This is a genomic window from Pilosibacter sp. NGB245 (assembly GCF_057397225.1).
Window position 1 is genome coordinate 80,058 of the sequence record NZ_CM171584.1, and the last position, 13,790, is coordinate 93,847.

A 13,790-nucleotide genomic window follows, 5' to 3' on the forward strand; every position below is an offset into this window, starting at 1 on the left:
TGTAAAAAGTTTCGGGAAACATATACCGATTTATTTTATCATATTAGTCGTCAAAACTCCAGAGACCTTAAGAGAAAATTGAAAGAAAAAATAGAAATAATAAACAAAATTAAATATCAATTCCGATTTTTCCTATCACATTTTCACTACTGGTGATATCATATGCCCATAATAATAAATTTCCAAACAGAAAGGGGTAATTGTATGTTAATTGCTACATGGATCGTGACTTTTATTCTGATCATTGCTGTCGGAATCTATGCAGGAACAAAAATCGCACATGCAAATCAGTGGTCCGGCAGTGACCGGTCAATGAGTGCATTTGCGGTTGGCGCGATGTTAGGTGCATGGCAGATCGGAGGCATGAGCGTTGTTGGTGCCGCACAGAATGGTTATACGATGGGTATCGCGGGATGCTGGTACTCGATCGCAAGCGGCGTCTACATCCTTTTCTTAGGACTTCTGGCTGGTCCGCTTCGTAAAAACTTAAAGACAGAGGCGCTTCCGGATTATCTGGAATCCCGCTTCTCGCCGGGCGTTGCAAGACTTCAGTCCTACGTATGGATCATTTTCGGAATCATCTATATTCCGATCCAGTTAAAGACGATCTCATCGATCATCCAGATCGTTCTTCCGGGATTAAATACCGGTCTTGCGATGTTTATCGGTGTTACGATCGCAGCAATCTATACTGGATTCGCAGGAATGAAAGGTTCTGCAGCAATCGGTCGTGTCGTTTGTATCGCAACATATGTACTTCTTATTTTCTTTGTGGGAACACACATTGGAGATTTCGGCGGATATTCCGGACTGATCGCATCACTTCCGGAAGGTTATGACAAGTTAAGCGCAATGCCGACCCAGCAGATCATCGCGTGGGCAGTCGGCGGTCTCTTAAGCTCTGTAGTTCTTCAGTCCGCTCTTCAGCCGATGTTAGCAGCGAAAGACGACAAGACAGCATGCGCAGGCTGCATCATCGGTTATATTCTTGCAGCTCCGATCTGTATCCTGACAGCAATCGTTGGTATGATGGCGCGCGCAGCAAATGACGGTCTCGGTGACGGCGCAACAGCATTCGCATGGGCAATCCGTGATATGAACACACCGGTCATGGCAGGTATCATCTTTGCAGTCTGCACGATGATCATTGCTGCGACAATGGCTACCATGATGATGGCAACCGGTACGATCCTTACCAATATCTACAAGAAACAGATCAACAAGAATGCGGATGACCATCAGATCCTCAAGATTTCCCGTTTCGGAACGATCGCAGTTGCGTATGTTTCTCTGTTAGTTGGTTTCTTCATTCCGTCCGCACAGATGACAAATATGTTCTTAACACTTACATACTGTGTAACTTCTCCGTTCAGCTATTCCGTAGTTGTAGGACTTTTCTGGAAGAGAGTGAACGCGAAAGCATCGTTCGCAAGCGTTATCGCAGGTATCGTAACCGCGATTGCATGGGTAGTGCTTGGATTAAACGGAACATTAAACGTTGTATATCCGACGATCGTTGTCAGCTATGTCGTTGGTATTATTGTTACACTGGCAACTTCTCCTGCTGAAAAGACAGCATAACAGAAACTTGGAAGATATGAGCTGCGTTTTACAGAAAGAAGATCTGTAAAACGCAGCGAAATGACAGAAAAAGGAGGATTTTGATATGCCGAACAGACCTTATCTTGGAAGGACCGTTGATGATACGATCGCGATGTATAAACCGCATGTATCGGGAACAGAAGGCGCGGTCAGCTCGAACAGCCCATATGCGACACAGGCTGGTCTTGAGATCATGAAACAGGGCGGAAATGCCTTTGATGCAGCAGTTGCAGTGTCTCTTGTTCTCGGCGTTGTGGAACCGTACCATTGTGGAATTGGCGGCGGATGCTTCCATACATTCTATGATAAAAATACAAATGAGTTCTACTGCGTGGATGCCCGGGGAATTGCTCCGAAGAATGCATACCAGGATATGATGCTGGATGAGAACGGTGATGTAGACCTGAACCTTACCGAATATTCCGGAAGATCTGTATCGGTACCGTCGTTCTATCGCGCAATGGATAATTTGCTGAAGAAACACGGCACGATGACATGGGAACAGGTTTCAGCGCCTGCGATCAAGCTTTGCCGTGATGGCTTTGCATGCGGCTTCGCGTACGCCAGGATCACGGATACCCCGGAGGCAGAGCACAATAAAGCAGAATATGAAGGTTTTGAGGAGCTTTATCTGAATCATGGAAAGCCGCGTCAGTTTGGTGAGATCATTAAAAATCCGGACCTGGCAGACACCATGGAAGGCGTTGCGAAGAATGGTGTGGACTGGTTCTATAATGGACCGATCGCAGACGAGATGGTAGAGCATATCAACAAAAATAAAGGACTCTTCTGCAAGGAAGATCTCATAAACTGCAAGCCGAAGGAACGGATCCCGGTTCGCGGAAATTATCGTGGATATGATATCATCTCCATGGCACCGCCGTCTTCAGGCGGAACCCATATCATCCAGATGTTAAATATTCTGGAAAACTTCGATTTAAAAGGAATGGGATTCCATTCTGCTGACAGTACTCATGTAATTGCAGAGACCATGAAGATGATGTTTGCTGATCGATCCGTGGCAATGGGTGATCCGGACTTCGTTGACGTAAAGGTTGATAAACTGCTCTCGAAAGAGTATGCGAAAGAGCTGGCTGCAAAGATCGATATGGATCATGCAAAAGAATATGCCCCAACGGACGGGATCGAGGCAAAAGAGTACCGCGGCTGCACATCTAACTTTACGGTAATGGATAAATATGGAAATGTGATCTCCCAGACACAGACGATCCGTAACTGGTGGGGATCGGGCGTTGTGATCCCGGGAAGAGGATTCATTATGAACAACGCAATGGCAGACTTCAGTGCAAAAGCAGGTGTCCGTACCACACAGGGACTGGCATATGGAATGGCAAATGCGATCCGTCCAGGAAAAACTCCGTTATCCAGTATGTCCCCAACAATCGTCATGAAAGACGGAAAACCGGTATTATCCGTTGGCGCAGCTGGTGGTCCGCGTATCATTACAAGTACCCTGCAGCTCATTATCAACAACCTGGATTACGGCATGATGATGGATTCTGCAGTAAAACATCCGCATATGTGCTGTCTGACATTAAATCAGGGACTTGAGCTTGAGGAAGGTTTCTCTCCGGATACGATCAAGCTTCTGGCTGCAAAAGGACATATCATCAAGAATACTACCGATTTTGGAGAACTTCTCGTTATGCCGAATGGTATCCGTAATATTGATGGTACTTTCTTCCCAGGAGGAACAAGCCGCGTTGACGGCGGCGGCGGTGCACTGACGGCGTCCGGAACGATGGCGATCGATGGTCTGTGCTTTATTGATGAGAAATTAACGAAATAAGAAAAAGAAGACCAGAAAATTTTATTTCAGGTAAAAAACACCGGCAAACTGGAGGGAATCTCCAGTTGCCGGTGCTATGTTGTGTTATGCAGAGAAGCGGAACAGATGAATGGATCAGTCGATAGCTGGCGTTCCTTGTGCTGCAGCTTCTTCAATCAGCTGGATCGTCTCATCCGTGCTCAGAACAGTACAGTAAATGACGTTCATGATCCGTAATTCGGCTTCATGGAGCTCCTGGGTAGCGGCTGCACAGGAATCTTCCGGACAAATCACACGGAAACCCTGATCAGCGAGAACGCGGATCGTGGAGGCCACACACTGGTCGGTCACTACACCGGTGACGATCACGGTATCGATCCCCATATTGTGGAGGATCTGTGTGTAGTTTGTTCCAAGGCTGACGCTGTCTGTGGTCTTATTTACAACGATCTCGTCTTCGAGAGGGGTAAGCTCATCGACCATTTTTGCACTGTCGTCGCCTACATAGACGTAAATATCGTTCCAGCCAACGGTGCTCTGGACACGGGAACGGTCAGAGCCGTCTTTTTTCAGACTCGCGATCCGCCCGTAGGTTACTTCAACTCCGTTTTTCCGGCAGCAGTCCAGAAGGCGTTTGTTATTCGGGATGACCACCTTTTCTACGTGATCGTAAAACCATTCCCATTCATCCCACTCTCCGGCTTCCTTACACTGCAGTGCATCGTAGCCGTCTTTTGCGATGAAATGTTTCTGCATATCCACGATCAGAAGAGCTGTTTTTTTCAGATCCAGATGGATATCCGGGATTTCTTTCATGTTGCGGTAATAAAATGAGAGAAATTTTTCATTTGTTTTCATCGGCATATATCTCCTGTCTATATCTTATGAAAAAAATTATAGCAGAAAGAAAAGAGCCGGGCAACTGAAATAGAATGCAAATAAATGTGTGATTTTGTGCGATGTTAGAAAAAACACAATAATTTCGTAAAAATAACAAAAAACTAAGACTGAACTTTGTTTATTACGCTAATATACAATAAAAAGAATTTTGTGTTAAATTATTAAATAAGAAAAAAGATCCATCCGCAGACGTTTGAAATAAAGAAGGAGGGACGTGCCATGACGCAATCAGAAATTTTGAAAGCGACTGATCGCTTTTTTACAAAACAGCCCTTTTGGGATATCACACGAAAACGCACAGACACGTATCTCCGGATCGAAGATGAGACGGTACGGATCATTCGTTACGGTATGAACGAAGGGACGGAAGGACTGGACTGTATTCCAGGTGTTGGGCAGATCGGGATCATGTTTTCCGTGCAGGAAAAAGAAGCAAAAGCATACCTTTACGGGGTGCTTCCGGAGAAGAAGATCCTGCCGCAGTATGGGATCAAAGAAAGTGCACAGCTGCAGTTCTCACCGGCGAGTTTCTCAAAACTGACCGGACTTCCGTCGGCAGATATTCCGGCTGAAGGACTTCTGCTTACCGATGTATTTCCCTGGGCAGTTCCGTTTATAGAAGAAGTAAATTCTGTGGACAATGGGCAGGAACACTGCGAGGTGATCTCAAAATTCCTGCAGGAATGTGTCCGGAAAAAATCCGATATTCGTGAAACAGATAAGGAGCTGGCCAGTTCGATCGTAAATTACCTGATGAAATACAGAAAAGTTATCCGAATGAAGGAACTGGAACAGGAGTATGGATTCTGTGCAAGGACGATCCAGAAGGCAGTTGTCAGCAATGTGGGAGTCACACCGAAACAGCTGAATCTTCAGATCTGCCTTCAGAATGCGATTCAGACGATCGCGGAAAAGCCGGATCTGTCATTGACAGATCTTACCTACCAGATGCAGTTTTATGATCAGTCGCACTTCGGGAGTGTGTTCCGCCGTATGACGGGAGTGTGTCCGGGACAATATCAGAAGTGGCTGCAGACGGAGAAGGAAGGTGAGAAATGTGCTGTATGACAGACGGGAAAAGATCATAGCCCTTTTGAATCGTGACGGAATGGTAAAGGCCAATGAGCTGGTGGAGCAATATGGTGTGTCCATGGAGACGATCCGAAGAGATCTGGAATATCTGGAGAAACGAGGACTTGTCGACCGTGTATATGGAGGAGCGATCTTAAGAAAAAAACGCGGAGTGGAACCGAAGATCGAGAAACGCCAGCTGGAGCACTATGAAGAAAAAAAGCGATCGGTCAGAGAGCCGTTGATCTTGTAGAGGATGGAGAAGTGATCGCGATCGACCTTGGAACGACGACGCGGGAATTTGCGCGTGCTCTGGTTGGAAAAAAGAGACGCCTCACTGTGATCACAAATTCGATCCCGATCGCACTGGATCTATCAGTGGATGAAAATATCCGGGTGATCATGGTCGGCGGAGAAGTGCGCAAGAATGAACTCTCCGTATCCGGAAACATTGCAGATGAAAATATGCGCTATTTCCAGACGGACAAGATTTTTCTCGGAGTCGGCGGATTGACGGAAAAATTTGGAATTACAGATTACCATGTGGAGGAAACTCCATTTCGCAGGATCGGGGTCAGCCGGACGCAGAAGGTGATCGCACTTGCGGATCACAGTAAATTTGGAGTGACGGCGATGAATCAGGTGTGCAGCCTGGAACAGATCGATGCGCTCGTGACGGATCGGCAGGCGGATAAAAATCTGATCGGGAGACTGAAGGCAAAGGGAATGAAAGTGTATCTTGCGTGAAAGAACAAAATATGTTGGATTTCAGAAAAAAGGCAAAGGGGACTGAGCAGCCATGGTGGGCTGTGGAAGTCCCTTTTTCCATATTTCTGAGAGGCATGATCAGATACAGAAGGATTTGCCGGACAGGTGGATTTACGGAATCAGCCGGAAGGAAAAGACAGAGAAAGCGGAAGAAGACGCTGGAAAGTTGCGATTATGTGCGATTACATAAAAATCACAAATTTTATGTGCAAAATAGCACAAACACACGAGCAATTTTTATAAAAATCATGAATATAATTCTCTAAATCTGTGTGATATAGTAAATACAATAAAAAAACAGAAAATGATTCTGCGTATCAGGAAGGAAGTGAGGGGAACCGTTGAGCAGGAAATACTTTATGGGAGTTGATCAGGGAACGACCGGGACAACGGTACTCCTGCTGGATGAAGACTGGAATCTGGCCGCTTCGTCACATAAAGAACATAAACAATATTATCCGCAGCCGGGCTGGGTGGAACACGATCCGAAAGAAATCCTGGCGCAGATAAAAGAGGCGGCAGAAGAGGTGATGGAAAAAGCCCATGTGACAGCTGAACAGGTCGAATGCATGGGAATCGACAATCAGGGAGAGACGGTTGTCGTCTGGGATAAAGTGACAGGCGAACCGCTTTATCCGGCAATCGTCTGGCAGGATCGAAGGACTGCAACATGGATCGAAGAGCTGGAAGAAGATATCCAGTATATGATCCGCCAGAAGACAGGACTTCATGCAGATGCGTATTTTGGCGCGACAAAGATCAAATGGATCCTTGACAATGTGGAAGGCGCGAAGGAAGCTGCGATGGAAGGAAGACTGTTGGCAGGACCGACCGATTCCTGGTTTATCTGGAATCTCACTGACCGAAAAGTCTTTGCTACCGATTATTCGACGGCATCAAGGACCGCACTTTTCAATATCCATACGAATGAATGGGATCACGAATTGCTGGAGCTTTTGGAAATTCCGAAGAGCATTCTTCCGGAGATCCGAAACAGCACAGAAAAATATGGATATGCCACACTGCGGGGGTGTGACGGAAAAGAAGGAAAGATCCTGATTTCCGGAAATATGGTGGACCAGCAGGCGGCCCTGTTTGGACAGGCCTGTCTGAGCGAGGGAATGGTCAAAACGACATATGGAACCGGATGCTTCATGCTGATGAACACAGGAAAAACACCGGTTTATTCCAATACAGGACTTCTTACATGCGTCGGCTGGAAAATGCATGGAAAAGACATGGTATTCGCTCTGGACGGAGGAATCTATGTTGCAGGTTCCGTCATCACATGGATGAAGGACAAGATGCATCTTATTTCCGATGCGAAGGAGACGGGAGAACTCGCGGAATCGGTTCCGGATACAGCCGGTGTCTGTTTTGTACCGGCGCTCACCGGACTTGCAGCGCCGTACTGGGATCCATACGCGAGAGGAATGCTGATCGGGATCACACCAGGAACTGAGCGGGCTCATGTGGTCCGGGCTGCCCTGGAGAGCATCGCTTATCAGGTAAGAGATATTCTTGATCTGATGGAGATGGATTCCGGCATCAGGATCCGTGCGATGCGTGTGGACGGCGGAATTACAGCAAATGAATTTCTGATGCAGTTTCAGGCGGATATTCTTGGAATTCCGGTGGATGTGCCGGAAATCTCCGAGACAACTGCACTGGGAGTTGCCTATATGGCAGCGTATGGATCTGGATTATTTAAAGACCTTGATGAGATCGAGGCGAACTGGAAGCTCAAAAAACGTTATTATCCGAAAATGAGTGAAAAAGAGCGGGAGAAAAAGATGCGGATGTGGCATCGGGCAGTCGCCAGAGCGAAGGAATGGGTCGAGGAAGAAGAGACAGATGGACCGGAACTGACCGGAGAATTTGATTGAATAAAGGTGAAGGAGAGGAAATATGAAAACAGATGTGGTAATTATTGGTGCAGGTGCAGTCGGATGTGCGATCGCCCGCGAGTTATCCAGATATCAGCTGGATGTAACCGTAGTAGAGAAAAATGAAGATGTTGGCGGCGATGCATCAAAGTCCAACAGCGCGATCATCCATACCGGATACGATGCGTCACCGGGAACACTGGAATCCCAGCTTGTTGTAGCGGCAAACCCGATGTATGATCAGCTCACCAGGGATCTTGATATCCCGTTTAAGAGAGTCGGAGCGATCCTTCCGGCGATCACGGAAGAACAGTACGAAAAACTCCCGGAGATCAAGCACAAAGCATTTATGAACCGTGTTTACGATGTTCAGTATAAGACAGCGGAAGAACTTCTTGAGATGGAGCCGAACCTGAATCCGGAGGTCAAAGGCGGACTCTATATTCCGAGAGAGAGTATCATCGATCCGTTTATCCTTGTGCAGGCTCTGGCAGAAAATGCAAATGCAAATGGTGTTCATTTCCTTTTAAATACAAAAGTGACCGATATCAAGGTAAAAGATGGAGCTGTAAGTGAGGTTGTAACGACAGGTGAGACGATCGAGACAAAATATGTCATCAACGCAGCGGCTCTCTACTGCGATGAGATCGCTGCAATGGTAGGAAAGGCTGATTACAAAGTCGTTGCAAGAAGAGGCCAGTTTTATATTCTTGATAAGAACACAAGCTGTAAGGTAAATGAGATCGTACTTCCGATCCCGACCAAGATCACAAAAGGAAAATTAATGTGTCCGACCATTCACGGAAATATGTTAGTGGGACCGACTGCTGAGGATCTTGATAATAAGACGGATAAGTCCGTGACAAAAGAAGGTCTCGACAGCATCTTAAAGGATGTAAAGAACCTGATCCCGAACGTCAATGTCCGCGACAGCATCACCCAGTACAGCGGTTTGCGCCCGAACAGAAATCCGGAAGGACTTCATGTTGATACATATGACGACTTAAAGGGTTATATCAACCTGTCAGGCGTTCGCTCCACAGGTCTTACACTCTCCGTAGCGATGGGTGTATATGTTGCGGATGTTATGAGAGAGATGGGCGCACCGATGGTATTTAAGGAGAACTTCATCTCAACGAGAAAAGGAATCGTCCGTTTCCATGAACTGAGCCGTGAAGAACAGGATGAGATCGTAAAGGAAAATCCGGCGTATGGAAGAGTCATCTGCCGCTGTGAGACGATCACAGAAGGAGAAATCCTGGATGCGATCCACAGACCGCTGGGTGCAAGAAGCGTAGATGCGGTAAAACGCCGTGTAAGAGCAGGAATGGGTCGTTGTCAGGGCGGTTTCTGCGGACCAAAGGTCATCGAGATCTTAGCAAGAGAACTGGGTATTCCGGTGGAAGAAGTCAATAAAAACAATGCGGGTTCCTATATGGTTGCCGGGAAAACGAGATAGGGGAGGATACTATGTACGAGATTCAGACTGATGTGGTAATTGTAGGAGGAGGCCCGGCAGGCTTATCTGCCGCTGTGGCAGCAAAAAAAGAAGGAGCGGAGAAAGTCCTGATCATCGAAAGAGATGAAAAACTGGGTGGCATCTTACAGCAGTGTATCCATCCGGGATTCGGACTTACTTATTTCCATAAAGAGCTGACAGGTCCGGAGTATGCGGGACATTTCAAAGAAGAGGCGCTGGCACTTGGCGCGGAAGTATTATTAAATTCCATGGTGCTGGAGGTTATTCCGGAAGAGAGCGCAGTGATCTGTGTAAACTCCGAATACGGAATGACAAAGGTAAAAGCCGGAAGCATCGTTCTTGCGATGGGATGCCGTGAGAGAACACGTGCGGGCATCATGATCCCGGGAACAAGACCGGCAGGCGTTTACACAGCAGGTGCTGCACAGCGTCTTGTTAACCGCCAGAACGCTGTAGTTGGAAAGAATATCGTGATCCTCGGTTCCGGTGATATCGGAATGATCATGGCGAGAAGAATGACACTGGAAGGTGCCCATGTCATCGCTGTTGTGGAGCTGATGGACTTCCTTGCAGGTTTGACGAGAAATAAAGTTCAGTGCCTGGATGATTTTGGAATTCCGTTAAAACTTTCTCATACGGTGACAAGAATTGTCGGAAACGAGAGAGTAGAGGGAGTTTATATCGCACAGGTTGATAAGGATAAAAAACCGATCCCGGAAACAGAAGAGTTTATTCCGTGTGACACGCTGCTTCTGTCAGTTGGTCTGATCCCGGAGAATGAACTGAGCCGCGGTGCTGATGTGAAGATCTCCCGTATCACAAATGGACCGGAAGTAAACCAGTATATGCAGACATCCTGGGATAACGTATTTGCATGTGGAAATGTTGTTCATGTAAACGATCTTGTTGACAATGTAACCGTTGAGAGTATGAATGCAGGTGCATCTGCAGCCCGTTATGCGATGCACAAACTCCCGGAGGCAAACCGCGAGGTTCCGTCTGTGACAGGTGAAAATGTCCGCTATCTCTGCCCGCAGCGTGTAAAGATCGGTGAAGAAAATGAGACTGTCCGTCTGTTCTTCCGTGTCCTTCATCCGGAACTGGATGTTGTGATCCGTGTAAAGAGCGGAGATAAGGTACTCTCTGAGAAGAAGGCGAAGCGTGTAAATCCTGGTGAGATGTGCCATGTAGAAGTAAAAACAGCTGAAATCACCGGAGATGACGTAACGGTAGAAGTAGTGAAATAGGAAGGATGGAGACAAGATGGAGAAAGAGATTATCTGTACTGTCTGCCCGATGGGATGTCATATCACTGTAACAGGCGAAGGCGACCGGGTGGATTCGATCACTGGATATACATGTAAGCGTGGAGAGGAGTACGGGAAGCAGGAATTTGCACATCCGGTAAGGATTCTCACAAGCACTGTGAAATTAGAGGGCGCAGATCAGCCGCTTCTTCCGGTACGCTCCGAAAAACCGGTTCCGAAGGAGCTGCTTGCGGACTGTATGAAAGTGTTAAAAGCAGTGGATGTGAAAGCACCGGTGAAGAGATATGATGTGATCGTTGAGAACATCTGCGGCTGCGGTGTCAATATCGTGGCATCTGACAGCGTCGGCTAGGAAAAATATATAAGGAAAAGTGAGACGGCTGCTCCGGAGAATGATAAAAGGATTCTCCGGACAGCCGTTTTTTCATGCATTCTTCTCAAGCCATAGTCTGAAATATTTCCTGATGACAGAAAACGGCATGGGTCCGAGATCGAGAAGAAATCTGTGAAATTCTTTTGCGGAGAACCGGTTCCCGAGTGCTTTTTCCGCCTCTTCCCGCATTTCCATGATCTCCACGTATCCCCCAGCGTATTCGAGATAGTTCGTGGGACTGTCAATCATTGTCTGCCAGAGCTCTTCTACCAGATCATCGTCTGCGTCAAAACAGGTGCGGATAAACGCGGCGGCCTGATCTTTGGACCAGCCGTCGTAGTTGATCCCGATGTCCAAAAGGGAGTGAAAACAGAGCGAAAAGGACCGCATGGCGGCATGATAGGCGCTGGTTTCTGTGGAAACACCATTATCATAGGACCAGGCCAGATTTTCCACGTAAGTCGCCCAGCCTTCCGCTGCGCCGGAACAGGTCAGCAGGGCGGACAGTGGATGTTTCGCATGTTCCCGGAAATAGACTGTCTGGTAGAGATGTCCGGGGAAACCTTCATGGGCGAGCGTGGGATAAAGTTCATCCTCTGCGCCGGTACTGCCGTTATTGATATAGATCACATTCTGAGCGGGATCATCGAGCGGTGCGGTGAGATAAAATGCAGGACTCAACGCCGCTTCCAGCTGGGCCGGGACATAGCGGATCTCGTACTGCCTGGCAGCATCAGACAGCGCCGGAAAGTCAGAATTCATCTGATCCTGAAGATCTGTAAGGATCTGGTCAGGCTGTGTACAGGAAAAAGTGAGATCGGAAGCGGCAGCTTTGGAAAAAGAGGAGATCGTCTCCAGATCTTTCTGCATCCGGTAAGACAGCGCAGTTTTCAACTCTTCGATCGTACGATAGGAGAGACCGGGACCTGATCTTACAAGATATTCATAGTACTGCTTTCCGTCCCGGAATCCGGCGAGACCGCTTTCGTTGATCCCGCGCCCTTTTAAGCTTGAAAGCCCGTCGATCAGATGGCGATAAGCGGGCAAAAACGCGTTTTTGATCATGTCAAGATGACGGGAACGAAAGTCAGTTTTCTGCTGTTCTGTCAGAGTGATCTCATGTTCCAGAAATTTCAGGCGGCTTTCAAAGGTCTCCGTCAGGAAATTGTCTTCCGGGTCAATGAGATAACTTTCACAGGATTCGATGATCCGGTCGATCGAAGCGTCGGACAGACCGAGTCCGGCATCAGATTTTTGCTGCTCAAAGAAAAGAATATCACCGTAATAGGAGTCGAGCTGGGAAAGCAGAGAGAGATAGTCTTCGACATCCTGGAGAGAATGGAAAGAATACTCCGACAGCAGGATCGGGAGCTGCGCCTGGATCCCGATGGTGGGGGCAAGTGGCTGTTCGTAGAGCTCGAGACCTTCCGCCATCAGAGAAGTATCAGTCATCGCGGAAAGGGAATCGTAAAGGATCTGCTGGTCTGCTGATAAGGAGCCAGGATCAAAGTCGTTGAGTTTTTTTCGGAGATCATGGAGGTCATGGTGATTTGTGATGAGCTCGGACAGGCGGTAAGTGCCAAGGGAGGCATCCCCCGCATCAATTCCGTAATTTTCCGGGTGGAGCAGCGTGTAGTGGAGATCCAGAGTGCTGGAAGACTCCATCTCGGTGTGAAAGAGGTCAGAGCAGAATGAGTCGAAATCTGCCTGGAGCTTTAAAGCTTTTTCAGAAGTAGCGGGATTGCCGGATGAAAAGTCATTGGAAGAGTAAGATTCCCCGGTCTCCGCCGGACTGGCAGAGAAAATCCGCTCATTTCCGCAGGCAGTGAGAATGAACAGGAAAAAGAGTGCCAGAGCAGCTGCCCAAATGTGTTTCCATTTCATAAAAAGAACCTCCCGGATGCAGCTGCCAATAGGATCAATACGGAAGCTGACTGGTTCAATATATGAATCAGATGAGGGAATACAGAACTTTTTTTACTTACAAATACAGGAACTTTTCTTTTCAAGGTTGAAAAGAAGCGCGGAAGAGGATATACTGAGTAGTATCGCGACAGAAAGACAAATGTGCGATACCCAAGGACAAAATGCACATTTGGCACCAGCGTCTGCGGATGGAAGACCCAGCAGACGGGGATCATCTAAGAATGAGGAGGGGGGAACAGAATTATGTGTGAAAGATTAATGCGTCATGTATCAGAATCAGCAGTAGAACAGACACAGATCGTTCTTGCGAGCCATATCAACGGTGCCGGCCGACTTTTCGGCGGACAGCTGATGGAGTGGATCGATATCGTTGCGGGTGTTGTAGCGAGAAGACATTCCCATTGCAACCAGACAACGGCTTCTGTGGACAGCCTTCAGTTTAAGGAAGCAGTGTATATGAATGATACGCTGATCTTATTCGGAAAACTTACTTATGTGGGTCATACTTCCATGGAGGTTCAGGTCGATACCTATGTGGAGGCACTCGACGGAACGAGAAAACTTGTAAATACCGCATATTTTGTAATGGTAGCACTCGACAAGAATGATCATCCGACAACCGTTCCGGGACTGATCGTGGAAACCGAGGAAGAAAAAGCTGCATGGGCAGCCGGAGAGCGCAGAAACGCGCTGAGAAAGCAGAGACGGATCGAGAATTATTAAAACA

12 protein-coding genes are annotated in these 13,790 nt (G+C 47.5%); 10 read left to right on the plus strand and 2 right to left on the minus strand.

Translation table 11 applies throughout. The annotated features are described in order from the left end of the window. Window positions 1-204 precede the first annotated feature (204 nt). Together ACXMYH_RS00380 and ggt are read left to right on the plus strand one after the other, a co-directional pair. On the plus strand, window positions 205-1,581 hold the full coding sequence (locus ACXMYH_RS00380; RefSeq protein WP_118532182.1) for a sodium:solute symporter family protein: 1,377 nt from the start codon (window positions 205-207) through the stop codon (window positions 1,579-1,581). A gap of 85 nt (window positions 1,582-1,666) precedes the next feature. Next, window positions 1,667-3,412, plus strand: coding sequence for a gamma-glutamyltransferase (ggt, locus tag ACXMYH_RS00385; protein WP_486555269.1), 1,746 nt, complete (start codon window positions 1,667-1,669; stop codon window positions 3,410-3,412). 114 nt (window positions 3,413-3,526) lie between these two features. Here the strand turns inward: ggt and ACXMYH_RS00390 are convergent, their stop codons facing one another. Further along, window positions 3,527-4,249 carry a cysteine hydrolase family protein gene (locus ACXMYH_RS00390; protein WP_486555270.1) on the minus strand — a complete coding sequence of 241 codons (723 nt, stop codon included), beginning with the start codon at window positions 4,247-4,249 and terminating at the stop codon, window positions 3,527-3,529. Window positions 4,250-4,510: 261 nt separating this feature from the next. Here ACXMYH_RS00390 and ACXMYH_RS00395 point away from each other — a divergent pair, with 261 nt between their 5' ends. The 7 genes from ACXMYH_RS00395 to ACXMYH_RS00425 all read left to right on the plus strand — a co-directional run bounded on the left by ACXMYH_RS00395 (window position 4,511) and on the right by ACXMYH_RS00425 (window position 11,116). Then, entirely contained in the window at window positions 4,511-5,359 is an 849-nt protein-coding gene (locus tag ACXMYH_RS00395; protein WP_118532188.1) for a helix-turn-helix domain-containing protein, read from the plus strand. Beyond that, entirely contained in the window at window positions 5,340-5,615 is a 276-nt protein-coding gene (locus ACXMYH_RS00400) for a DeoR family transcriptional regulator (RefSeq protein ID WP_486555271.1), read from the plus strand. The genes ACXMYH_RS00395 and ACXMYH_RS00400 overlap by 20 nt, the downstream gene beginning before the upstream one ends. Window positions 5,616-5,626: 11 nt before the next feature. Beyond that, window positions 5,627-6,109, plus strand: coding sequence for a DeoR/GlpR family DNA-binding transcription regulator (locus tag ACXMYH_RS00405; protein WP_486555272.1), 483 nt, complete (start codon window positions 5,627-5,629; stop codon window positions 6,107-6,109). 380 nt (window positions 6,110-6,489) lie between these two features. Beyond that, entirely contained in the window at window positions 6,490-8,016 is a 1,527-nt protein-coding gene (glpK, locus tag ACXMYH_RS00410; RefSeq protein ID WP_118532192.1) for a glycerol kinase GlpK, read from the plus strand. A 22-nt stretch (window positions 8,017-8,038) separates the two neighbouring features. Continuing rightward, window positions 8,039-9,475: an NAD(P)/FAD-dependent oxidoreductase gene (locus tag ACXMYH_RS00415; RefSeq protein WP_118298242.1), complete on the plus strand. Its 1,437-nt coding sequence runs from the start codon at window positions 8,039-8,041 to the stop codon at window positions 9,473-9,475. Between the two features lie 11 nt (window positions 9,476-9,486). Continuing rightward, window positions 9,487-10,743, plus strand: coding sequence for an NAD(P)/FAD-dependent oxidoreductase (locus ACXMYH_RS00420; RefSeq protein ID WP_118532194.1), 1,257 nt, complete (start codon window positions 9,487-9,489; stop codon window positions 10,741-10,743). 16 nt (window positions 10,744-10,759) lie between these two features. Continuing rightward, window positions 10,760-11,116, plus strand: coding sequence for a DUF1667 domain-containing protein (locus tag ACXMYH_RS00425; RefSeq protein WP_118298240.1), 357 nt, complete (start codon window positions 10,760-10,762; stop codon window positions 11,114-11,116). Between the two features lie 72 nt (window positions 11,117-11,188). On the opposite strand, the gene ACXMYH_RS00430 is transcribed toward ACXMYH_RS00425, so the two are convergent. Beyond that, window positions 11,189-13,021, minus strand: coding sequence for a DUF885 domain-containing protein (locus ACXMYH_RS00430; protein WP_486555273.1), 1,833 nt, complete (start codon window positions 13,019-13,021; stop codon window positions 11,189-11,191). Window positions 13,022-13,306: 285 nt separating this feature from the next. Here ACXMYH_RS00430 and ACXMYH_RS00435 point away from each other — a divergent pair, with 285 nt between their 5' ends. Beyond that, window positions 13,307-13,786, plus strand: coding sequence for an acyl-CoA thioesterase (locus ACXMYH_RS00435; RefSeq protein ID WP_118298237.1), 480 nt, complete (start codon window positions 13,307-13,309; stop codon window positions 13,784-13,786). The last annotated feature ends 4 nt before the right edge of the window (window positions 13,787-13,790 follow it).

What these genes read in the sequence shown, in the direction of transcription:
- ACXMYH_RS00380 (WP_118532182.1), top strand. Translation starts at nt 205, where the DNA reads ATGTTAATTGCTACATGGATCGTGACTTTTATTCTGATCATTGCTGTC.
- ggt (WP_486555269.1), top strand. Translation starts at nt 1,667, where the DNA reads ATGCCGAACAGACCTTATCTTGGAAGGACCGTTGATGATACGATCGCG.
- ACXMYH_RS00390 (WP_486555270.1), bottom strand. Translation starts at nt 4,249, where the DNA reads ATGAAAACAAATGAAAAATTTCTCTCATTTTATTACCGCAACATGAAA.
- ACXMYH_RS00395 (WP_118532188.1), top strand. Translation starts at nt 4,511, where the DNA reads ATGACGCAATCAGAAATTTTGAAAGCGACTGATCGCTTTTTTACAAAA.
- glpK (WP_118532192.1), top strand. Translation starts at nt 6,490, where the DNA reads ATGGGAGTTGATCAGGGAACGACCGGGACAACGGTACTCCTGCTGGAT.
- ACXMYH_RS00415 (WP_118298242.1), top strand. Translation starts at nt 8,039, where the DNA reads ATGAAAACAGATGTGGTAATTATTGGTGCAGGTGCAGTCGGATGTGCG.
- ACXMYH_RS00420 (WP_118532194.1), top strand. Translation starts at nt 9,487, where the DNA reads ATGTACGAGATTCAGACTGATGTGGTAATTGTAGGAGGAGGCCCGGCA.
- ACXMYH_RS00425 (WP_118298240.1), top strand. Translation starts at nt 10,760, where the DNA reads ATGGAGAAAGAGATTATCTGTACTGTCTGCCCGATGGGATGTCATATC.
- ACXMYH_RS00430 (WP_486555273.1), bottom strand. Translation starts at nt 13,021, where the DNA reads ATGAAATGGAAACACATTTGGGCAGCTGCTCTGGCACTCTTTTTCCTG.
- ACXMYH_RS00435 (WP_118298237.1), top strand. Translation starts at nt 13,307, where the DNA reads ATGTGTGAAAGATTAATGCGTCATGTATCAGAATCAGCAGTAGAACAG.